Source organism: Solilutibacter silvestris (genome assembly GCF_050574925.1).
In the GTDB taxonomy this organism is placed as follows: domain Bacteria; phylum Pseudomonadota; class Gammaproteobacteria; order Xanthomonadales; family Xanthomonadaceae; genus Solilutibacter; species Solilutibacter silvestris_A.
Window position 1 is genome coordinate 73342 of the sequence record NZ_JBCMOO010000006.1, and the last position, 21183, is coordinate 94524.

Annotated in this window: 20 protein-coding genes and 1 tRNA gene; 9 read left to right on the forward strand and 12 right to left on the reverse strand. The window is 65.6% G+C overall.

Annotation, left to right across the window (positions count from 1 at the left end; translation table 11 throughout):
* Positions 1–3 precede the first annotated feature (3 nt).
* Positions 4–1119 (reverse strand): serine hydrolase domain-containing protein, encoded by a 1116-nt coding sequence (locus ABE093_RS11585; RefSeq protein ID WP_430761059.1) that lies wholly within the window; start codon positions 1117–1119, stop codon positions 4–6.
* Positions 1120–1226: 107 nt separating this feature from the next.
* On the opposite strand from ABE093_RS11585, the gene metF reads away from it, so the two are divergent.
* Positions 1227–2057, forward strand: a complete 831-nt coding sequence (metF, locus tag ABE093_RS11590; protein ID WP_430761060.1) for a methylenetetrahydrofolate reductase [NAD(P)H] — start codon at positions 1227–1229, stop codon at positions 2055–2057.
* A 3-nt stretch (positions 2058–2060) separates the two neighbouring features.
* Here metF and ABE093_RS11595 read toward each other — a convergent pair whose 3' ends face one another.
* Positions 2061–3161 carry a branched-chain amino acid aminotransferase gene (locus ABE093_RS11595; protein WP_430761061.1) on the reverse strand — a complete coding sequence of 367 codons (1101 nt, stop codon included), beginning with the start codon at positions 3159–3161 and terminating at the stop codon, positions 2061–2063.
* A gap of 97 nt (positions 3162–3258) precedes the next feature.
* Between ABE093_RS11595 and ABE093_RS11600 the strand changes: the two genes are divergently transcribed.
* On the forward strand, positions 3259–3765 hold the full coding sequence (locus ABE093_RS11600) for a hypothetical protein (RefSeq protein ID WP_430761062.1): 507 nt from the start codon (positions 3259–3261) through the stop codon (positions 3763–3765).
* Between the two features lie 33 nt (positions 3766–3798).
* On the opposite strand, the gene ABE093_RS11605 is transcribed toward ABE093_RS11600, so the two are convergent.
* From ABE093_RS11605 to ABE093_RS11630, 6 genes are all read right to left on the reverse strand, one after another.
* The gene (locus tag ABE093_RS11605) at positions 3799–5145 is read right to left on the reverse strand and encodes a sensor histidine kinase (RefSeq protein ID WP_430761063.1); all 1347 of its coding nucleotides are present in this window, start codon (positions 5143–5145) and stop codon (positions 3799–3801) included.
* Positions 5135–5815, reverse strand: coding sequence for a response regulator transcription factor (locus ABE093_RS11610; protein WP_430761064.1), 681 nt, complete (start codon positions 5813–5815; stop codon positions 5135–5137). Before ABE093_RS11610 ends, ABE093_RS11605 begins: the two co-directional genes overlap by 11 nt.
* 44 nt (positions 5816–5859) lie before the next feature.
* The gene (gene rimK, locus ABE093_RS11615; RefSeq protein ID WP_430761065.1) at positions 5860–6786 is read right to left on the reverse strand and encodes a 30S ribosomal protein S6--L-glutamate ligase; all 927 of its coding nucleotides are present in this window, start codon (positions 6784–6786) and stop codon (positions 5860–5862) included.
* The gene (locus ABE093_RS11620) at positions 6783–7220 is read right to left on the reverse strand and encodes an ATP-dependent zinc protease family protein (RefSeq protein ID WP_430761066.1); all 438 of its coding nucleotides are present in this window, start codon (positions 7218–7220) and stop codon (positions 6783–6785) included. Before ABE093_RS11620 ends, rimK begins: the two co-directional genes overlap by 4 nt.
* A 50-nt stretch (positions 7221–7270) precedes the next feature.
* Positions 7271–7344, reverse strand: a tRNA-Gly gene (locus ABE093_RS11625).
* Between the two features lie 50 nt (positions 7345–7394).
* Positions 7395–9293, reverse strand: a complete 1899-nt coding sequence (locus tag ABE093_RS11630; RefSeq protein WP_430761067.1) for an autotransporter domain-containing protein — start codon at positions 9291–9293, stop codon at positions 7395–7397.
* A 113-nt stretch (positions 9294–9406) separates the two neighbouring features.
* On the opposite strand from ABE093_RS11630, the gene thiS reads away from it, so the two are divergent.
* The 4 genes from thiS to ABE093_RS11650 are packed head-to-tail and all read left to right on the forward strand — an operon-like array spanning position 9407 to position 13022.
* Entirely contained in the window at positions 9407–9607 is a 201-nt protein-coding gene (gene thiS / locus ABE093_RS11635) for a sulfur carrier protein ThiS (RefSeq protein ID WP_430761068.1), read from the forward strand.
* Between the two features lie 48 nt (positions 9608–9655).
* Entirely contained in the window at positions 9656–10444 is a 789-nt protein-coding gene (locus tag ABE093_RS11640; protein WP_430761069.1) for a thiazole synthase, read from the forward strand.
* Entirely contained in the window at positions 10441–11175 is a 735-nt protein-coding gene (gene trmB, locus ABE093_RS11645; RefSeq protein ID WP_430761070.1) for a tRNA (guanosine(46)-N7)-methyltransferase TrmB, read from the forward strand. The genes ABE093_RS11640 and trmB overlap by 4 nt, the downstream gene beginning before the upstream one ends.
* A gap of 2 nt (positions 11176–11177) precedes the next feature.
* Entirely contained in the window at positions 11178–13022 is a 1845-nt protein-coding gene (locus ABE093_RS11650; protein ID WP_430761071.1) for an SLC13 family permease, read from the forward strand.
* On the opposite strand, the gene ABE093_RS11655 is transcribed toward ABE093_RS11650, so the two are convergent.
* On the reverse strand, positions 12997–13386 hold the full coding sequence (locus ABE093_RS11655; protein WP_430761072.1) for a Rieske (2Fe-2S) protein: 390 nt from the start codon (positions 13384–13386) through the stop codon (positions 12997–12999). The two genes, ABE093_RS11650 and ABE093_RS11655, sit on opposite strands and share 26 nt — an antisense overlap.
* A gap of 30 nt (positions 13387–13416) precedes the next feature.
* Between ABE093_RS11655 and ABE093_RS11660 the strand changes: the two genes are divergently transcribed.
* The 3 genes from ABE093_RS11660 to ABE093_RS11670 all read left to right on the forward strand — a co-directional run bounded on the left by ABE093_RS11660 (position 13417) and on the right by ABE093_RS11670 (position 16104).
* Complete coding sequence (locus ABE093_RS11660; RefSeq protein ID WP_430761073.1) at positions 13417–14115, forward strand: fumarylacetoacetate hydrolase family protein; 699 nt, start codon at positions 13417–13419, stop codon at positions 14113–14115.
* 48 nt (positions 14116–14163) lie between these two features.
* Positions 14164–14574, forward strand: a complete 411-nt coding sequence (mscL, locus tag ABE093_RS11665; RefSeq protein WP_430761074.1) for a large-conductance mechanosensitive channel protein MscL — start codon at positions 14164–14166, stop codon at positions 14572–14574.
* A gap of 105 nt (positions 14575–14679) precedes the next feature.
* A complete protein-coding gene (locus ABE093_RS11670) occupies positions 14680–16104 on the forward strand; it encodes a M20/M25/M40 family metallo-hydrolase (protein WP_430761075.1) in 1425 nt (474 codons plus the stop codon).
* A gap of 30 nt (positions 16105–16134) precedes the next feature.
* On the opposite strand, the gene ABE093_RS11675 is transcribed toward ABE093_RS11670, so the two are convergent.
* The 3 genes from ABE093_RS11675 to ABE093_RS11685 are packed head-to-tail and all read right to left on the reverse strand — an operon-like array spanning position 16135 to position 21103.
* Positions 16135–16881 (reverse strand): TrmH family RNA methyltransferase, encoded by a 747-nt coding sequence (locus ABE093_RS11675; protein ID WP_430761076.1) that lies wholly within the window; start codon positions 16879–16881, stop codon positions 16135–16137.
* The gene (locus ABE093_RS11680) at positions 16881–20015 is read right to left on the reverse strand and encodes an efflux RND transporter permease subunit (RefSeq protein ID WP_430761077.1); all 3135 of its coding nucleotides are present in this window, start codon (positions 20013–20015) and stop codon (positions 16881–16883) included. Before ABE093_RS11680 ends, ABE093_RS11675 begins: the two co-directional genes overlap by 1 nt.
* Positions 20012–21103 (reverse strand): efflux RND transporter periplasmic adaptor subunit, encoded by a 1092-nt coding sequence (locus ABE093_RS11685; RefSeq protein WP_430761078.1) that lies wholly within the window; start codon positions 21101–21103, stop codon positions 20012–20014. Before ABE093_RS11685 ends, ABE093_RS11680 begins: the two co-directional genes overlap by 4 nt.
* Positions 21104–21183 lie beyond the last annotated feature (80 nt).

The window sequence follows — 21183 nt, forward strand, 5'->3', positions numbered from 1 at the left end:
CGGCTACTTGGCCGCGTGCGAGGTATCCAATGCTTCGATCGCCTGCACGTATTTTTTCGGATCCACCCATTCGCTGTTGGTCATGATGACGATGCCGCGCCTCTCCCGCGGCCAGATCGTCAACGAGGTGCGCGTCTTCTCCTGCGACCCGTCGTGTGCGATACGCAGGCGGCCATGGTCGTCGGCGATGAAGAAACCGAGACCGTAGCTGGTGGCCGTGCCATCGGCGAGCTTCTGCGGCGTCCACATCATCGCCTGCGTCTGCGCGGACACCAGATGACCATCGATCAGACCCTTGGCGAATCCGGCAAAATCCTCGATATCGGAAATGTAGCCCCCGCCGCCGAGCTTCCAGCTGACGTCGGTATCGGTCGAGCGCAGGACCGCACCGTCCTTCTTCAGGTATCCGGTCGCGCGATCGGGAATGGCGATCCACTGGTAATCCGGCTGCAACGTCGTCAGATGCAGGGGATCGATGATGCGTTCCTGCACCTGCCGGGCGAACGCCTCGTTGCCGGCGCGCTGCACGACAGCCGCGACCAGCATGAAGCCATGCGATGTGTACGCGTACTTCTCCCGCGGCTTGTTCACCAGCGGCGAGTCCTTGAACGTGTCGAGCGCGGTGACGACATCGGCATACGGATGCGCTTCGACGTATTTGTGTTCGGTCACGACGACCGGGCCATTGTCGTAATGGACGATGCCGCCCTGGTGGGAGAGCAGTTCGCGCGTGGTGATCGCGACGCCCTTGTCCGGGAACTCGGGCACGTAGCGGCGCACGTCCGCGTCGAGATCGAGCCGCCCCTGTTCCACAAGTTGCAGCGCGGCGATCGCCGTCACCGGCTTGGATACCGAAGCCCAGCGGAACATCGTCCGTGTCGTCACCGGAACGCGTTGCTCGCGATCGGCATCGCCATAGCCCTTGAGGTAGACGATGCGGTCGTCTTCGATGATGCCGATCGCCATGCCGACCGTGCCGTCGCGACGCATGCCCGCCTCCACCGCTGCATCGATGGCCTGTGCGCGGGCGGGTGACAGCGCGGCCTGTGGTGGCGTCGTCACGCAGGCGGACAGCGCCAGCAGCAGGAGGGCCAATCCGGGCAGTCGCAGCGTCTTCACCGTTCGGCTCCTTGGCATGAACAGGCCCAATCCTGCCAGATCGATAAATTCATCTCTTCATCCGCACAAAGAGATATAATGAACGAACAGTACCTCCGGACCTGCCGATGCCCTCCGTTCCGCTTTCCTTCGAGTTCTACCCGCCGAAGACCGACGAACAACGCGCCCAGCTCGATCGCAGCGTCCAGAAACTCAAGCCTTACTCGCCCGAATTCATGTCGGTGACGTTCGGCGCCGGCGGCTCGACGCTCAGCCACACCCCGGAAACGGTGCAGCACCTGCGCGGCGACCATGGCGTCGACGGCGTCCCGCACCTGACCTGCGTCGGTGGCAGCCGCGAGGAAATCCGTTCGTTGTTGAAGCTGTATCGCGCGCTCGGCTGCAGCCGCATCGTCGCGCTGCGCGGCGACATGCCCTCGGGCATGATCGGCCAGGGCGACCTGCGTTACGCCAACGAACTGGTCGAACTGATCCGTACCGAACATGGCGATCATTTCCACGTCGCGGTGGCCGCCTATCCGGAAACGCATCCGCAGGCCAACGACGCCCACGCCGACCTCGACAATTTCGAACGCAAGGTCAAGGCCGGCGCGCACAGCGCGATTACCCAGTATTTCTACAACTCAGACGCCTACTTCCATTTCGTGGACGATGTGCGTCGCCGCGGCATCGACATCCCGATCATCCCGGGCATCATGCCGATCTCCAACTTCACGCAATTGCGGCGCTTCTCGGAAGCCTGCGGCGCCGAGATCCCGCGCTGGATCGGCCAGCGCATGCGCGCGCACGGCGACGACGCCGAGGCGATCCGCGAGTTCGCCGCCGATCTCGTCGCCACCCTGTGCCGCCGCCTGGTCGAGGGCGGCGCGCCTGCCCTGCACTTCTACACGCTGAACATGGCCCGGCCAACGCAGGGCGTGCTGCAACGGTTGGGCTGAACCCTAGCGCAGCCTGACCAGCCAGCCGTGGCGATCCGGCAAGCGGCCATACTGGATGTCGGTCAGCTCCTTGCGGATCGACATCGTGACCTCACCGGCCGCTGCGGTGATGTCGCCCACCGCAAAGTCCTTGCCCTTCAATTCCCCGATCGGGGTCACGACCGCGGCAGTGCCGCAGGCGAACATTTCGGCAATATCGCCCGAGGCCATGCCGGCCTTCACTTCGTCGATCGACACCTTGCGCTCCTCGACCTTCAACCCGCGGTCCCGCGCCAGTTGCAGGATGCTGGAACGGGTGATGCCTTCGAGGATGCTGCCCGACAGCTCCGGGGTGACAAAGCGGCCATCCTTGAACACCAGGAACACGTTCATGCCGCCGAGCTCCTCCAGGTATTTGCCCTCGACCGGATCGAGGAACAGCACCTGCGAGCAACCCTGCGCCTGCGCTTCCTGCTGCGGCAGCAGCGACGCCGCGTAGTTGCCGCCGCACTTGGCCGCACCGGTGCCGCCCTTGCCCGCGCGCGCATAGTCTTCGGACAACCAGATCGACACCGGTGCCACGCCTTTGGCGAAGTACGCGCCGGCCGGGCTGGCGATCACGTAATAGCCAGCCGCATTCGCCGCGCGCACACCGAGGAAGCCTTCGGTGGCGATCATGAAGGGTCGGAAATACAGGCTGCTTTCCGGCGCCGACGGCACCCAGCCGTGATCGACGGCGATCAGCTGGCGCAACGATTCGACGAATTCGGCGACCGGCAGTTGCGGCAAGGCGAGGCGCGCAGCGGAGTGCTGCAGGCGCAGGCCATTGGCATCGGGACGGAAGGTCCAAATCGATCCGTCGGCGTGGCGATATGCCTTGATCCCTTCGAAGATCTCCTGGCCGTAATGCAGCACGGCTGCGGCCGGATCCAGGACCAGCGGACCATAGGCGCGAACCTGCGCGTCGTGCCAGCCCTTCGCCTTGTCCCATTGGATGGCGACCATGTGGTCGGTGAAGACCTTGCCGAAGCCCAATTCGCCGGCAAGGATCGCTGCCCGCTGTTCGTCGCTGCGCGCGTGGTCGGAAAGTGCGACCTGGTAGGCCAGCGATGCGGGGGCGTTCATGCGGAAATCCTTGGCGAGTACCCGAGAATTATAGGCCGTGCCGCTGTCCCGACGGACGATGGCGCAGTGGCCGGTTTGATCGCGCTAGAGTGCACGAGTGCGCTCCCACCTCCTTCTGCTCTGCCTGGCCCTGCTTGCGATCTCGGCATCGCCGATGCACGCGCGCGCGCAATCGGCCGTCCACCAATGCACGGGCGCCAGCGGCGAGGTGATCTACAGCGACAAACCCTGCGCGGCTTTCGGCGCGGCGGATCGCACCATCCCGCATGCGGCGCCCTCTGGAGCGACGATGAGCCTTGGCAGGCAGGCAGTGCGCGCGGGCTGTGCGCGAACGCTGGATGACCTCGTCCATGAAATCACCCTGGCCTTCGATACCAGCGATCCCAACCGGCTCATCGGCGTTTACCACTGGCCGGGGCTGGCAACGGAATCGGGCTACGACATCGCCGACCGGTTGGCCAGACTGACCCGCGGGCAATTGGTCGACACCCAGGTCAGCGACAGCGGAGTCCGCCTGCTGCTTGCGCAGGGCAAGGCGAGCACCACCAGCAACGTCAACTTCCACCTGCGGCGCTACCGGGACTGTTGGTGGCTCAGCTATTAGCGCTGGCCCTGGCGGGTCAGGGCTGGCTCGACCTCATCTGACTTCGGAAAAACTCAGCGTCGCCACGGTGCCGATGGTGCCGTCTCGACGCGGCCGTACCTGCATCTGCCAGCCATAGAGCGCGCAGATGCGGGTCACGATCGCGAGACCGATACCGGCGCCCTTGGTATTGCTCGATGCATCGCCGCGATAGCCGCGCTCCACCATGCGCTGCTCGTCCTCTTCGCTGAGGCCGCGGCCGGTATCGATCACATCCACCGAATCCGCACCGATGTGCACGGTGACGCTGCCGGCATCGGTATAGCGCACCGCGTTGGCGATCAGGTTGCCAAGCGCCACGTTCACCGTCGCTTCCGGCGCATCCACCATCAGCGCGGTATTGCCTTCCATCCGCAGATCGAGCTGCTTGCCGCGGCGCATCTGCAAGCGGTGCGCATCGAGCAGCTGCTCGGCCACCCGCGCCACCGAAGTCTCACCGCGTATGCGCTCGCCGCGCGACAGCAGCAGCAGCGTTTCGGTGATCGCGGTACCGCCTTCCTGCGCGCGCTGGATGCGCAGGATGCGTTCGCGCATCTTGTCGCTGAGGTCTGGCTGTTCCAGCATCAATTCCACCGTGCTGCGGATCACCGCCAGCGGCGTGCGCAACTCGTGGCTGACGTCGGCATTGAATTCGCGTTCGCGGCGTGCGGCGTCATTGATGCGGTCGGAATAGTCGTCGAGCGCGCGTGCCAGTTCGCCGACTTCGTCGTTGGGGAAACGTGGCGCCAGCGCCTTGGCGTTCGCGCCTTCGCCGGAACGGCGACGGATCAACCGCACGAGATCGGAGACGGGACTCATCACGCGCGATGCAGACCATATTCCGATGATCAGCGCAGAAATGCTGAACACCCCGATGCTGGCCAGGATCCAGCGGTTCAGCCGCAGCTGCGCCTCATGCTCATCATGAGTGTCGTATGCCAAGAAGAACCAGTAATTCGGGTCCTTGCGAACGGCCAGTTTGTAATAGCTCTTCTCGCCAGTCACGGCAGCAGGTTCGACGATGTCGAACACTCCATTGGGCAGCGACTGCCATGCTTGCGGTGCGTGGTCGAACTTCTCCTTCGAGAACACCTTGCCCTGGATCTTTTCAAAAGCCACGCCAGCGATGCCGTTCGGGTGCTGGTAGAACCCATCGGCATAGAGGTCGTTGTTCTTCTGGAGCGCGGCATCCATCACGTCATGATCGATGCGGTTGCGGAAATAGAGTGTCGCGACCGCGATCAGCGTGCTCAGCCCCAACCCAAGCAGGAAGAACGACAACACGATGCGCGTGCGCAGCCGGCGCCGGTTGTGGCGCGTCGGCAACCCGGGCAGGCTGGATCGGGTGGGTTTATCCGGCATCCGGCGGTGCGATGCGATAGCCGATGCCGTGGCGGGTCTGGATCAACGGCGTCGGGAACGGCTTGTCGATCACCGCGCGCAATCCGTGGATGTGCACGCGCAAGGAATCGGAATCGGGCAACTCTTCGCCCCACACGCGCGTTTCCAGGTCCTGGCGCGTCACCACCGCGGGCGCGGCTTCCATCAACGCCTGCAGGATCTTCAGCGCGGTCGGGTTGAGCTGCAGCAGCTTGCCGCCGCGGCGCACTTCCAGGGTATCGAGATTGTATTCGAGGTCGGCGATCGACAGCACCCGTGCCTGAGGCCCCTTGCCGCGACGGGCCAGCGCGTTGAGGCGCACGTCGACCTCCTGCAGCGCGAAGGGCTTGACCAGGTAATCGTCGGCGCCGGACTCGAAGCCTTCCAGCTTGTTGTCGAGGCTGTCGCGCGCAGTCAGCATCAGCACCGGCGTCTGCTTGCGTGCATCGTTGCGCAGCTTGCGGCAGACCTCGAGACCGTCCATCCCTGGCAGGTTGAGGTCGAGGATGATGGCGTCGAAATCATTCACCACCGCCAGATGCAGGCCGGTGACGCCATCGGCGGCGAAATCGACGGCATGGCCGCGGTCTTCCAGGTAATCGCCGAGGTTGGCGGCAATGTCCTGGTTGTCTTCAATCAAGAGTACGCGCACGGGCGGTCTTCTCCATTCGAGTTTTCATTCTGGCACAAGGCCGCTCAACGGCGCTTCGCAGCGCCCTTCCCTGCTTTGACACGCTTGCGGGCGCGAGGTTCAACCCCGGCGGCAACGTGGTCGATGATGGCCCCGGCGATATCGACGCCTGTCGCCTGCTCGATGCCTTCCAGGCCGGGCGATGAATTGACCTCCAGCACCAGCGGGCCGCGCTTGGACCGGATCAGGTCGACGCCGGCGATGCCCAGGCCCAGCGCGCGGGCGGCGCGCACGGCGACGTCGATCTCGTCCTTGCGCGGCTTGGCCGGAAGCGCACTGCCGCCGCGATGCAGGTTGGAGCGGAAGTCTCCATCCGGCGCCTGTCGCTTCATCGCCGCGACCACCTCGCCGCCGACCACGAAGCAACGCAGGTCGGCGCCCTTGGCCTCGGCGACGAATTCCTGCACCAGGAATTGCGCGTAGAGGCCGCGCAAGGCTTCGATCACCGCACGCGACGCCGACGGTTTTTCGGTGAGCATCACGCCCGCGCCCTGCGAGCCTTCGTTCAATTTGATGACATGCGGCGGCGGCCCGAGCATCGACAGCATGTCGACGGTGTCGTCGGGATTGTCGCCAAACACGGTCGCGGGGAAATCGATGCCCTCGGCGGCCAGCATCTGGTGGCAACGCAATTTGTCGCGCGCGCGCAGGATGGCGTCGCACCCGTTGGGCGACGTCGTGCCCATCAGTTCGAACTGGCGCAGCACCGCGGTGCCATAGCGCGTGACCGACGCGCCGATGCGCGGGATCACCGCATCGTAGCCGGCGATCTGGACACCCTTGTAATGCATCTCGAAGGCATCGACGCCGATCTTCATGTAGCAGCGCAGCGGATCGAGCACGCGCACGCTGTGGCCGCGCTGGCGCGCCGCCTCGACCAGGCGCTTGGTGGAATACAGCTTGGTGTTGCGCGACAGGATCGCGAGTTTCATTCGGCGCCTTTGCGTCGTCGGTGCAGGTGCGAACGGGAGGGGTCGACGACGAAACCATCGCGCATGGCCTGGCGGCCGAGCAACATCGGGAAGCGCATGCCGGCGCGATCGGCGAGATTGAGTTCGATCTCGCGATCGATGTCGGCGAGCCGCATGCGTGCGCGGATGAACGGGCGCCGCACGCGATGACCGCCGGAGTCGACGACCTCGCGCTCGTCGATCAGGCGCGCTTCCACCGTGACCACGTCGGCGCCCGGGCGCGGACGGATCTCGAAACCGACCCACGCCTCGCCATCGCGCTCGAGCCGCCACTGGCGATCGACATGCAAGGACGAACTGCGCGCGCCGGTATCGATCTTGGCGCGGATGCGCTCGATGCCCAGTTCCGGCAGGGCCACGGTTTCCCGCCAACCCACGGTGACCTCTCCTGACATGCACACGGCCTCGAGACGTTCACGGCGGCCGAGGCCGCCGTGAATGGGGTTGGAGCGGGTGATGGGAATCGAACCCACGCTAGCAGCTTGGGAAGCTGCAGTTCTACCATTGAACTACACCCGCGGACGCCGCGGATTCTAACCGCAGCGCGGTGCCCGTGTGTCAAGCAATGGTTAGAACGTCTTGCCGACAGTCAGCGACAGTGCACGATAGTTGCCGCCCTTGCGCGCCACCGTCGAGGTCCCGCCGACCATCACGTCGAGGCCTTCGAACTGGCCACGCACGCCTGCAGCGAGCGAACCGTAGCCACGATCGAACGACGGACCCGGCACCGCGAACGCAACGTTACCGACGCTCGGCATGCTCGCCCACGCTTCCGACGGCAGCTTGCCGAATTCGCGGTCGATGCTCAGGCGCGCATACGGCGTCCAGCCTTCGGCGATGTGGTAGCGGCCTTCGTAGCCCAGCGACGCCAGGCGCGAATTGAAGGTCTGCGAGGGATAAGCCAGCGCGGTCGACTGGCTGGCATTGCTTTCCGTGTAGCCGTCGATGCGGACGCGCTGCAGCAGGACTTCACCGACCGGGCCGTGATCCAGCTTGCCGTGGTGGAACATCCAGCCGCCATTGATGCCGGCGTAGACGTCGCTGCCGTTGGCCTTGCCACTATGGGTGCGTATCGCCGTTCCCAGCGGGATATCGCGATGTACGGTGTCCTCGATACGCGAATAGCCGAGCTGTCCGGTCACCCAGGCGTTGTCGTTGTGCCAGCCGGCGAAACCGGCGATCGAGAGATCGGTCTGGCGGAAATCGCCGCGCTTCTGTGCGTAATCGATGCGCTGGCGGCCGTAGTTCAACGCGCCACCATAGTTGAAGGCGCCGCTGTTCCAGCCGATGCCGCCACCCAGCGACGGGCCGATGCCGTCAAAGCCGTCACCCGACGGGCCACGGTTGTAGCGCTGCTGGTCGAGGTTGCCGTTGAACCACCAGCGCATGCCGTCGTTCTGACGTGTGGTCGTCGACAACCGCGACGGCATGGACTGCGGCATGATCTGACTGAACAGCAGGTCGGCGCGGTTGCGGCCGACGCTCATCGCCGACAGCGGCAGGATGGCGATCTGGCGCGGGCCTTCCAGCGTGGCGACGGCATAGTCGCCGAGGATCTTGTGCGCGGCCGTCGACGGGTGCACGCCATCGGCGAAAGCGTAGGTATAAGGCGCATCCGGCGTGACGTAGGACGTCGGATTGCAGGTCAGCGAATTCGCGGTGATCTGCGGCTGGCAAGCGGTGCCGGTGACATTGGTGAAACCGTAGGTCGCCGGGTTCGTAACGATTTCGTCGATCAGCCCGAAGGTGTTGAGCGGAATGAAGCGCAGGCCCTGCCCGGCCAGCCCCTGGTACAGGGCGGAGTTGTAAGCCATCGCCAATTGCGTGCCCTGGGCTTGCGCAGCAGCGCCTTGCGCACGGAACGACGGCGTCTGGCCAAGATCCGGAATGTTCGGGACGAGGACGTAGCGCGCACCCGCCGCCTGCAGTTTGGCGACGATGCCGACTTCACCACCCACCGCCGTCGCGATCGTGCTTTGCACCGGCGCACCCGCGGTAATCGCGAACAGATCGTTGGCGCCACCCCACACGGTGTACAGCGCGCGCGAATCGGCACGGCCGCCAGTGCTGGCGAGATAGAAGTTCACCTGCTGGTCGACCGAGGGAATCGGGCCCAGCGCGCCCGACGATGGCGTGACCACGCGCGCACCGCCAACGGCGTAATTGTCGCCGGTATCGGCCTTGGGCCCGGTCGCGGATGCGGTCCAGCCCGTCGATTGGTTGACGCCGTAATAGTTCGCCACGTTCTGCGCCCAGGTGGTGCCCGGATTGGTGGTGAACTGGCCGATCACCGGCTGCGCGTTGGCAGGCAGCAACGGCCGGAAGAAGCCGGCATCGGTCAGGCTGTCGCCGAAGAAAATGGTCTTGCTGAAGGTCTGGGCGTGGGTGTCCACGTACTGCGCGGCGGCCGGCAAGGTGACCATCGACAAGGCGGATGCCAGGGCGGTGCAAAGCAGTTTGGTACGCATCGTTGCGATCTCGTTCGACCGGGCTGGATTCGCCCGCGTATGGCGATGTTTTCACGATTTTCTAACGTCCGCATGCTGCGGCGCGGCATCCCGGTTCGGGCGACAATGGCGCCATGGACATCCAGCTCAATGGCGAAACGCGCGTCTGCGCCCCCGACACCACCATCGCGACCCTGCTGCAAGCGGAAGGTTTGGCCGAACGCCGCGTCGCGGTCGAGATCAATGGCGAGATCGTGCCGCGCAGCCGCCACATGACCACGGCACTGCACGATGGCGACCGCGTCGAGATCGTGCATGCGCTGGGTGGCGGTTGAGCGATTGCTTCCCGGCAATCATTCAGTCCTTTCAGCGATAATTGCTGCATGAACATTTCCGACGACGCCCTGGTCATCGCAGGGAAGACCTACCGTTCCCGCCTGCTCACCGGCACCGGCAAATTCAAGGACCTCGACGAAACCCGCAACGCCACCGAAGCGGCCGGCGCCGAGATCGTCACCGTGGCGATCCGCCGCACCAACATCGGCCAGAATCCGGGCGAACCCAACCTGCTCGACGTGCTGCCGCCCGATCGCTACACCATCCTGCCCAATACCGCCGGCTGCTACACCGCCGAGGACGCCGTGCGCACATGCCGGCTCGCGCGCGAACTGCTGGACGGCCACAACCTGACCAAGCTCGAAGTGCTGGGCGACCAGAAGACCTTGTTCCCCGACGTGATCCAGACGCTCAAGGCCGCCGAACAGCTGGTGGCCGATGGCTTCCACGTCATGGTCTACACCAGCGACGACCCGATCCTGTGCAAGCGCCTGGAAGAAATCGGCTGCGTCGCGGTGATGCCGCTGGCCGCGCCGATCGGCTCGGGACTGGGCATCCAGAACCGCTACAACCTGCTCGAGATCGTCGAGAACGCCAAGGTGCCGATCATCGTCGATGCCGGCGTCGGCACCGCGTCGGATGCCGCGATCGCGATGGAGCTCGGCTGCGATGGCGTGCTGATGAACACCGCGATCGCCGGCGCCAAGGACCCGGTGCGGATGGCGCGGGCGATGAAGGCCGCGGTCGAAGCCGGTCGCGATGCCTTCCTCGCTGGCCGCATTCCGCGCAAGCGTTACGCCAGTGCGTCGTCGCCGGTGGATGGACTGATCGGATGACCGATCCGTTCTCCAGCGAAGGCGCGAAAGTCCCGGCCAAGCCGTTCACGGTCGAGCCCGGTCGTCGCCGCATCCGCAGTTTCGTCTTGCGCCAGGGCCGTTTCACCCCGGCGCAGCAAAAAGCCTTCGACGAACAATGGCCGCGCTTCGGCCTCGACTACGCCGGTACGCCGCGCGACTTCGACGCCCTCTTCGGCCGCCATGCACCGCGCATCGTCGAAATCGGTTTCGGCAACGGCGAGGCGCTGCGTTATTCCGCGGCGCTCGATCCTGCCCGCGACCATATCGGCATCGAAGTGCATGCGCCCGGCGTTGGACGCCTACTCAATGCACTGGCCAGCGACGATGCGAAGAACGCGCGCCTCTACCACCACGACGCGGTGGAAGTGCTGGAGAACGAAATCGCCGACGCATCGCTCGACGAGATCCGCATCTATTTCCCCGATCCCTGGCACAAGAAGCGCCACGGCAAGCGCCGGTTGGTGAACACGGAATTCGCCGCCTTGCTGGTGCGCAAACTGGCACCGACCGGCCGCCTCCATCTCGCCACCGACTGGCCGGATTACGCCGAACAGATGTGGGACGTGCTGGATGCCACGCCCGGACTGGTCAATCGCGAGGGGCCACGCGGACAAGTCCCGCGTCCGGCCTGGCGTCCACAGACGCATTTCGAGACGCGTGGCCAGCGACTGGGACATCCCGTTTTCGACCTGATCTACGACCGCGCCTGACGATGGGCAGCGGCCTCGTCCTCAGCAGCGACATGGCCATGGTCCTCGGCCTGGTCGGGCTGACGATGGTGCTGTTCCTGTTCGAGCGCATCCGTCCGGACGTCGTCGCGCTATGCGTGCTGGTGCTGCTCGGCCTCACCGGATTGATCGCACCGGAAGACCTGTTCGGCGGATTCTCGGGCAGCGCGGTGATCAGCATCATCTCGACGATGATCCTTGGCGCCGGCCTTGAACGCACCGGCGCGCTCAATCGCCTCGCCGGCTGGTTGCTGCGGCGATCGAGCGGCTCCGACAAACGCCTGTTGACGCTCACCTGCCTGTCGGCGGCGGCGGTGTCGCCGTTGATGCAGAACCCGTCGGTGATGGCGATGTTCCTGCCGGTGTCCTCGCGCATTTCCGCGCGCACCGGCATCGCCACCTCACGCATGCTGCTGCCGATCGCCGCGACCATCGTCATGGCCGGCGCGCTGACCATGGTCGGCAACTCGCCGCTGATCCTGCTCAACGACTTGCTGATGTCGGCCAACGCCAACATGCCCTCCGGCGCGGCGTCGATCCACCCGTTCAAGATGTTCGCGCCGATGCCGATCGGCATCGTGATGCTGGCCGCGGTGCTGCTGTATTTCCGTTTTTATGGTGACCGCCGCCTGCGCGAGGAAGACGGCGCGGTGACGCCCGGCCGCACCGAGAGCTATTTCGCCAGCACCTACGGCATCAACGGCGACGTCTTCGAACTGACGGTGACGGCGCAGAGCCCGCTGGTCGGCACCACCATCGGCGAGGCGGAACGTCTGGTCGGCGCGCCGCTGTTGCTCGCGCATCGCAGCCACGGCGAATCGCGCCTGGCGCCGCCGGCCGACGCGCGCATCTGGGTCGGCGACGTGCTCGGCGCGATGGGCCCGGGCGAGGACGTGCTGCGCTTCGCCGAACAGCAGAAGCTGGTGGCGTCATCGCGGCTGCGCGAATTCGGCGACCTGTTCAATCCGAGCCGCGCCGGCATCGCCGAAGCGGTGGTGCCGCCGAACTCGCGCTTCATCGGCAAGACGCAGGCCGAACTGCGCTTCCGCAAGCAGTACGGCATCAGCCTGCTGGCGATCAATCGCGACCGCGAAGTGATCCGCGAAGACGTGCGCAACGTGCCGCTGCGCGCCGGCGACATGCTGGTCCTGCATTGCATCTGGCAACGGCTGGCGGAAGTCGCGGCGCAAAAGGACTTCGTGGTCGTCACCGATTACCCGAAAGCGCGCCAGCGTCCGCACAAGTTCAAGATCGCGATGGGCATCTTCGCCATCACCATGCTGATCGCGCTGTCGTCGCGCGTGCCGGTGCCGATCGCGTTGATGACCGGCGTCGCCGGCATGCTGGTCACCGGCGTCATCCACATGGACGAGGCCTACGCCGCGATCAGCTGGAAGACGGTATTCCTGATGGCCTGCCTGATCCCGCTGGGCTGGGCGATGGATTCCAGTGGCGCGGCGGCCTGGGTCGCCGGCCATACCGTCGATCGCATTCCGCAGAGCACGCCAATCGTGCTGATCGAACTCGCATTGGCGGTATTGACCGTGTTGTTCTCGCTGATCATCAGCCACGTCGGCGCGACCATCATGCTGGTGCCGATCGCGGTCAACCTGGCGCTCGCGACCGGCGGCAATCCGACCAGCTTCGCCCTGATCGTCGCGCTGTCGGCATCGTGCAATTTCATGACGGCATCGAATCCGGTCATCTCGATGATCATCGGTCCCGGCAATTACACGCCGCGCGACCTGTGGCGGATCGGCGGACCGCTGGCCTGCATCTACATCGCCATCGTGGTCTCGATGGTCAATCTGCTGCAGATGTTCCGCTGACGTTTTTCAGGAACACCTGTCCATCGCGCGTTTCCAGCGGCACCGCGCGCAACGAAGAACCCATGCACGGGCCGCCGGTGCAGCGACCATCGATCGGCGAGAAGCTGGCGCCGTGCGCCGCACACACCAGATCGCCGGTACGCGAGACCAGGAATTGCCCGGGCGCCCAGTCGAGCCGGCGTCCCGCGTGCGGGCAGATGTTGAACCATGCCGCCACCCGCGTGCCGTCGCGGCGCAGGATCAGCGATTCGGCATCGCCATCCACCACACCGCTGGCTTCGGCGAAGCCGTGGTCGGGAATCTGTTCGAGGGCGATCAGCGGTTCTGGCACGGCTTGCAACAACAGGGAATCCGAACGCAGCATAGCGGTTCCGGCCATTCCGATGCAGCGCCCATGAACGATGTCTTTCCGCCCCTGCCCGCACCGCGCGTCGTCACCAGCGATGGGCGCACGATCCCCGTGCATCGCATCCACTGCATCGGACGCAACTTCGCCGACCACGCGCGCGAGATGGGCGCGACGCCGGCCTCGCCGGAAGCGCGTGGTCGTCCCGTGCTGTTCCAGAAGCCATCGGACGCGATTGTCACCGACGGCCGCGTGCCCTACCCGTCGGCGACGCATGAGTTGCATCACGAAGTCGAGCTGGTGGCAGTGCTTGGCGCCGATGCGCCGGAAGGCGAGCTGACGCGCGCGCAGGCCGAGGCACTGGTGTTCGGTTACGCCATCGGGCTCGATCTGACCCGCCGCGACCTGCAGGCCGATTGCAAGGCAAAGTCGCTGCCCTGGGACATCGGCAAGGCCTTCGATCATTCGGCGCCGATCAGCGCGGTGATTCCGGCGGCGGACGCCGGCGATCTGTCCACGCTCGCGATCAGCCTCGAGGTGAATGGCGCGCTGCGCCAGCACGGCGAACTGCGCGACTGGATCTGGGACGTGCCGGACGTGCTGGTCGAACTTTCGAAGCTCTATGCACTGCGTCGCGGCGACCTGATATTCACCGGCACCCCGGCTGGCGTTGCCGCACTGCAGCGTGGCGACCGTTTCGTCGCCCGGCTCGGAACCCTGGTCGCGCTGGAAGGTGAAATCGTCTAACCGCTGCTGCGCTATGCTCCGGCCACCCCTCTACATAGGTTGGAATGCATGGGCATGATCAGCGAATTCAAGGAGTTCATCTCCAAGGGCAACGTGGTCGACTTGGCGGTCGGTGTCGTCATCGGCGCCGCGTTCGGCAAGATCGTCACCGCGCTGGTCGAAGGCATCGTGATGCCGGCGATCAGCATGTTGACCGGTGGCGCCGACTTCAAGGACTGGAAGCACGTCATCACCCCGGCGGTGATGGATCCGGCGACCGGCAAGGAAAAGGTCGCGGAAGTGGCGATCAAGTACGGCGATTTCATCCAGACCTGCATCGACTTCCTGCTGATCGCCTTCGTGATCTTCCTGTTCCTCAAGATCTACAACCGCATGCGCCAGCCGGCTGTCGCCGCCGACGCACCGCCGAGCGAGGAAGTGCTGTTGCTGCGCGAGATTCGCGACGGCCTGAAAAAATGATCCGTGCGCTGCCGTTGACACGGTAGCGGCATGACCATTGGCACAGCTGTTCAGGAACCCCGGGCTGCTAGGCTCGGGGTTTCTCTTTTCCGCGTCGAGACCGCCATGACCCGCACCCTGCTCGCAGCTTCGATCGCAATGTCCCTCGCCAGCCTGCTCGCCACGCCGTCTGCATTCGCCGCCGAAACCAAGGCCTCGCCCGCGACCGTGCAAGCCGCCGCCGCATTGCGCGACCAGGCACTGAAGGACAACACCGGCTGGAAGGTACTGGAATCGCTGACGACCGAAGTTGGCCAGCGCATGGCCGGCAGCGAGGGCGATGCCCGCGCGGTGGAATGGGCGAAGGCGAAGTTCAAGGAACTCGGCTTCGACAAGGTGTGGACACAGCCGGTGACGTTCCCGAAGTGGGAACGCCGCAGCGAGCACGGTGAAGTGCTCGGCGCGCATTCGCAGAAGCTCGTGCTGACCGCGCTTGGCGGCAGCCCGGGTGGCACCGTGGAAGGTGAAGTCGTGCGCTTCGATTCGCTGGAAGCGCTGCAGAAGGCCGCGCCAGGATCGCTGGCCGGCAAGATCGCCTTCGTCGACGTGATGATGCCCAGGGCGAAGGACGGCCACGGCTACGGCATTGGCAGCAGGGTGCGTACCACGGGCGCCTCGTCGGCGTCGAAGGCCGGCGCGATCGGCTACGTGATGCGCCCGGCCGGCACCGACTGGGAACGCAATCCGCACACCGGCATGACGCGCTTCGAGAACGGTGTGAAGCCGATTCCGGAAGCGTCACTCACCAATATCGATGCCGATCAGCTCGCCCGCCTCGTCAAGCTCGGCCCGACGCGCATCCGCGTCGCCCTCGATTGCGGCTTCAACGGCGAATACACCTCGCAGAACGTGATCGGCGAAATCACCGGCAGCAGCAAGTCCGACGAAATCGTCGCGCTTGCCGGCCACCTCGATTCCTGGGACCTCGGCACCGGCGCGATCGACGACGGCAGCGGCGTCGCCATCTCGATGGCCGCGGCGCAACTCGCCGGCAAGATGAAGCGCCCGGAACGCACCATCCGCGTGGTCGCCTTCGCCAACGAAGAACAAGGCCTGTGGGGCGGTCGCGTCTACGCCGAATCGCAGAAGGACAAGATCGCCAAGAGCCAGATCGTGATGGAGTCGGATTCCGGCCCCGGTCGCGTCTACGAGTTCGGCGGAACCTGGTCGAAGGATGCCGAACCTGCGATGGCACAGGTGGCGGAACTGCTGAAGCCGCTCGGCATCGCCTACACGCCGGGCAAGGGCGAGGCGGAATCGGAAATGGGACTGATGCAGGCGGCAGGCTCGGCAGCCGGCGCGTTCGCGCACGACGCCACCCGCTATTTCGACCTGCACCACACGCCGAACGACACCCTCGACAAGGTCGATCCCGAAGACCTGCGCGTCGATATCGCCGCTTACGCCACGCTCGCCTTCATCGCCGCCAATGTGGATGGCAGCCTCGGCAGCGGCACCATGCCGGCACCGGAACCGCGCAAGCGTCGTTGATTCAACCAAGGGAACATCTGATTCGATGAATCAGATGTTCCGGGCCCAGGCAGCCAACAGCACTGCCGTCGCCGACGCGACATTCAAACTTTCCACCGCGCCGGTGCCAGGAATCGACGCCCGCAGGTCGCAGCTTGCGGCCAGTCCGCGATCCATGCCGGATTGTTCCGCGCCCATCACGTAGACCAGTCTTTGCGGCAGGTCCAGCGCGAACAGATCGTCGCCGCCGTCGACCAAGGTTGCCGCGGTGGCATAACCGGCATCCCGCAGCATCGACAGCGCGCGATCGGCGGCCGGCAGGCGAACCAGCGTCACCGCTTCGGCGCCGCCTTCGGCCACGCGCGCGGCCGCGCCGGAAACCTGCAAGTCGGAATCGCGCGGGATCAACAATGCGCCGACACCGAAATGCGCAGCGCTGCGCAGGATCGCGCCGAGGTTGTGCGGATTGCCGACGCCGTCCAGCCACAGTGCGCAATCGCGGCCGGCGGGACGGGTGGACAGCCAGTCTTCAAGACGCGGCATCGGCGCGCGCACGACATCGGCGACCACGCCTTCGTGATGCGAACTCGCCGCGAGCTTGCGCAGATCGTCATCGGGCACGATGCGATAGCCGACGCGATGCGACGCGCACCACTTCAGCACGTCGCGCATCGCGTCGACGCGCTCCTCCGACAACCACAGCTTGCGCAAGGCTTCGGGGCGCTGTGCGAATACGGCGCGCACGGCGTTGACGCCGTACATGCGCAGCTCGCGAGCAACCGATTCCTGCATGGCCATCAAGCGTGTCCGCCCACGTTCGGGGTTTCGGCTTCCAGTTTATCGAGTTCGTGCGCGATCGCTTCCGGCGAATGCGTATGCGGCGCGATCACCAGGTAGAACGCCGGGATCACGAACAGCGACAGCAGCGTCGATACCGAGACGCCGAACACCACGACCACGCCGATGGTGGCGCGACTGGCCGAACCGGGGCCCCCGGCGACGATCAGCGGGATCGCGCCCATCACCGTCGCGATCGAGGTCATCAGGATCGGACGCAGGCGGATCGACGCCGATTCGATGATGGCGTCGCGCACGCTGCGGCCTTCGTCGCGCAACTGGTTCGCGAATTCGACGATCAGGATGCCGTTCTTGGCGGCGAGGCCGACCAGCATCACGATGCCGATCTGCGAGAACAGGTTGAGGGTGCCCCCGGTGACCCACAAGCCGATCAGTGCGCCGAGCACGCCCAGCGGCACCGTCAGCATGATCACCAGCGGATGCAGGAAGCTTTCGAACTGCGCGCCCAGCGCGAGATAGACGATCAGCAGCGCCAGCGCGAAGGTGATCAGCACTTCACCACCCGATTGCTGCAGTTCGCGCGACTCGCCCTTCCAGCTGATCTGCGCGTGCTCCGGCAGCGATTCCTTCACCGTCTTCTGCGCCCACGCCACTGCATCGCCCAAGCGCGCACCCGGCGCCAGGCCAGCGGAAATCGTGATCGAACGCAGGCGGTTGAAGCGCGCCAGCGAGCCCGGCTCGGCAATTTCCTTCAGCGTCACCAGGTTGGACAGCGGCACCAGCGTGCCGGTCTTGGAACGCACCTGGATGTTGTTGAGGTCGGCGATCGAATCGCGATTGTCGCGTCCGGCCTGCAGCATCACGTCGTATTCCTGGCCGTCGTCGACGAAGGTGGTCATGCGTTCGCCGCCCATCAGCGCCTGCAGCGCGCCACCGATCGCCTGCGCGGTCACGCCGAGATCGGCCGCGCGCGCGTGGTCGATGATCACCCGCATCTGCGGGCGCGTTTCCTTGTAGTCGGAATCGACGCCGTTCAAGCCGGGATACTGGTTGATCTTCGCCATCAGGATGTCGCGCCACTGCGCCAGTTCGGCGTAGTCGGGGCCGCCCAACACCAGCTGGAACGGCTGGCCGCGCGTGCGCACCAGGCCACCGCTCAGCATCGTGCGCGACTTCACGCTGGTGATCGCCGACAGCTTCTTCTGCAGTTCGGCGGCCACGTCGGCGGTGCTCTGCTTGCGTTCCTTCCAGTCCTTGAGGAAGACGCTGGCGCGACCGATGTACATGTCCTCGCTCGGACCGAAACTGCCGGGCACGCGCGGGTTGGCGCGTTCCAGCGGCTTGCCGGGTCCGGTTTCGTCGAGCAGCACCTGCTCGACCTTCTTCATCTGCGCCACGGTGTAATCGAAGCTCGCGCCTTCCGGGCCTTCCGCCATGATCTGGAAGGTGCCACGGTCTTCCGCGGGCGCGAGTTCGCTGGGCAGCGCCTTGAACAACAGCACCGTCGCCACCAGCGCACCCACCATCAAGCCGGCGAACAGCCAGGTGCGACCGACCACGCGCGTGAGCAGGCCGCGATAGGCATCGGCCATGCGGGTGAAGCGCGCGTTCAACCATTCGCTGACGCGATTGGAATGCACCGCGTGCGGACCGGTGTGCGGCTTGAGCAACTTCGACGCCATCATCGGCGTCAGCGTCAACGCGACGAAGGCGGAGATCGCCACCGCCGCCGCCATCGCCACCGACAACTCGCGGAACAGGCGTCCGGTATTGCCCTGCAGGAAACCGACCGGCAGGAACACCGCGATCAGCACCGCGGTCGTCGCCAGCACCGCGAACGCGACCTGGGCAGTGCCGCGCTTTGCCGCGACCAATGCCGGTTCGCCGAGGTCGACGCGGCGCTGGATGTTCTCCACCACCACGATGGCGTCGTCCACCACCAGACCGATGCACAACACCAATGCCAGCAGCGTCAGCAGGTTGATCGAGAACCCGAAGGCGTACAACGCGATGAACGATGCGATCAGGCACACCGGCACCGTCACCGCCGGGATCAGCGCCGCGCGCACGCTGCCGAGGAACAGCCAGATCACCACCAGCACCAGGATCACCGCTTCGATCAGCGTGCCGTAGACGCGCTCGACCGCGGCGGAAATGAAGGTGGTGTTGTCGAAGGCGACGTAGATGTCGGCGCCACCCGGCAGGCTGGAACGGATGCGGTCGGCTTCGACCTGCGCCGCCCTGGCGACGTCGAGGCTGTTGGCGGTCGAAGTCTTGACGATGCCGAGGCCGATCGCCGGCTCGCCGTTGCTGTGGTACCAGGCGCGGCGTTCCGCCGATTCCTGCTTCACCGTGGCGATGTCGCCAAGCTTGACCACGTAACCGTCGTTGCCGCGCGTGACCGGCAACTGCGCGAAGGCTTCCGGCGTGGTGTAGTCGCGCATCACCCGCAGGATGAAGTCGCGATCCTTCGATTCGAGGTGGCCGGCGCCGAGCTCGACGTTCTCCTGCTTCAGCGCCGTTTCGACATCGGGGATGGTGATGCCGCGCGCGGCCATCGCGTCGTGGTCGAGCCAGATACGCATCGCATAGGTCTGGCCGCCGCCCACGCGCACGGTGGCGACGCCGGGCAGGCTGGAGAAACGATTGACGAGGTAGCGCTGCGCGTAGTCGGTGAGCTGCAGCGTGTCCATGTTGGTGGACCGCAGGTTGAACCAGATGATCGGATCCGAATCGCTCTCGACCTTGCTGATTTCCGGCGGGCGTGCTTCGGGGGGAATGCCGTCGGCGACGCGGCTCACCGCATTGCGCACGTCGTTGGTCGCGCCTTCGATGTCGCGCGTCGGCAGGAATTCGATGCTGATGCGCGAGCTGCCGTTCTGGCTCGAGGAATCGATGGTATTGATGCCCTCGATGCCGGCGAGACCGTCCTCGAGGACCTTGGTGATGCGCGTCTCCACCACGCTCGCCGATGCGCCCGGGTAATCGACCTGCACCGACACGATCGGCGGATCGATCGCCGGCAGTTCGCGCAGCGTCAGGCGCATGAACGACATTACGCCCAGCACGACCAGCAGCAGGCTCATCACCACGGCCAGCACCGGCCGCTTGATGGAGACGTCGGACAGCTTCACTTCTTCCCGGCCCCGGCGGCGGAAGGTGCCGCGGCCTTGAGCGTGGCGTCCGCCTTCACCTTGCCGACGCCATCGACCACGATGCGGTCACCGGCGTTGAGTCCGGTGCGGATCATCGTCTTGCCGGGGATGCGCCCGCCGACTTCGACTTCGACCTTCTGCGCCTTGCCCGCAGGCGTGACGCGCCAGACGAAGGTCTGCGAGCCGACCTGCATCACCGCGAGCTCGGGCACGACGATGGCCGGATGCGTGCCGCGCGTGACTTCGACGTTCAAGAGCATGCCCGGCTTCAATGCATGATCGGGATTGGGGAAATCGCCGCGCACCGTCATCGCGCGCGAACCGGTATCCAGGCGCCCGGCCGACGTCTGCACGGTGCCGGTGAATTCACGGCCGGAATAGGCCTGCGTCGTTCCGCTCACTGCTTGTCCCGAGGCCACGTTCGCCAATTCGGTTTCCGGCACCGGAAAATCGACATAGACGCGCGAAACGTCGTCGAGCGTGGCGATCGCCGTCCCCGGCGTCACCAGCGTGCCCGGGCTCACCTGGCGCAGGCCGAGCAGGCCGGAGAACGGCGCGCGGATCACGCGATCGGAAAGGTTGGCGCGGATCTGCTGCACCTGGGCGATGGCGGCATCGCGCGTCGCCTTCTGGGTATCGAGCATCGACTTCGCGATCAACTGCTGCGCGGCGAGTTGCGACTGGCGCTGATACAGCGTGTCGGCTTCCTTGGCTGCGGCTGCCGCGGCCGCCAGCGCCGCCTGTTGCTGCTGGCCGGTCAGCGTGACCAGCGGCGCACCGCGGTTCACCCACTGCCCGCTTTCGAAATGCACCTTGTCCACGGTTTCGCTGACCTTGGCGGTCACCGTCACCGATTCATGCGCCTTGACCGTGCCCAGCGCCTGCAGCGTATCCGTCCACGGCTGCGGGCTGACGGACTGGATCACCACCTCGATCGGCTGGTTGCCGCCGCCACCTTGCGCGCCAGCCTTGCCGGCATCGCCATCGCGGTGGCAGCCTGCAAGCATCAGGCCCACGATCATTCCACCGGCCCAGAGCCGGAACGTCGATTCTGCGCGGAAATTCATCCTGCAATTTTATGCGGATGAAGGATGACGCACCCGTGACTTTAGGCATGGATGCGGACCGTCAACCCTCGGTTGGTCAC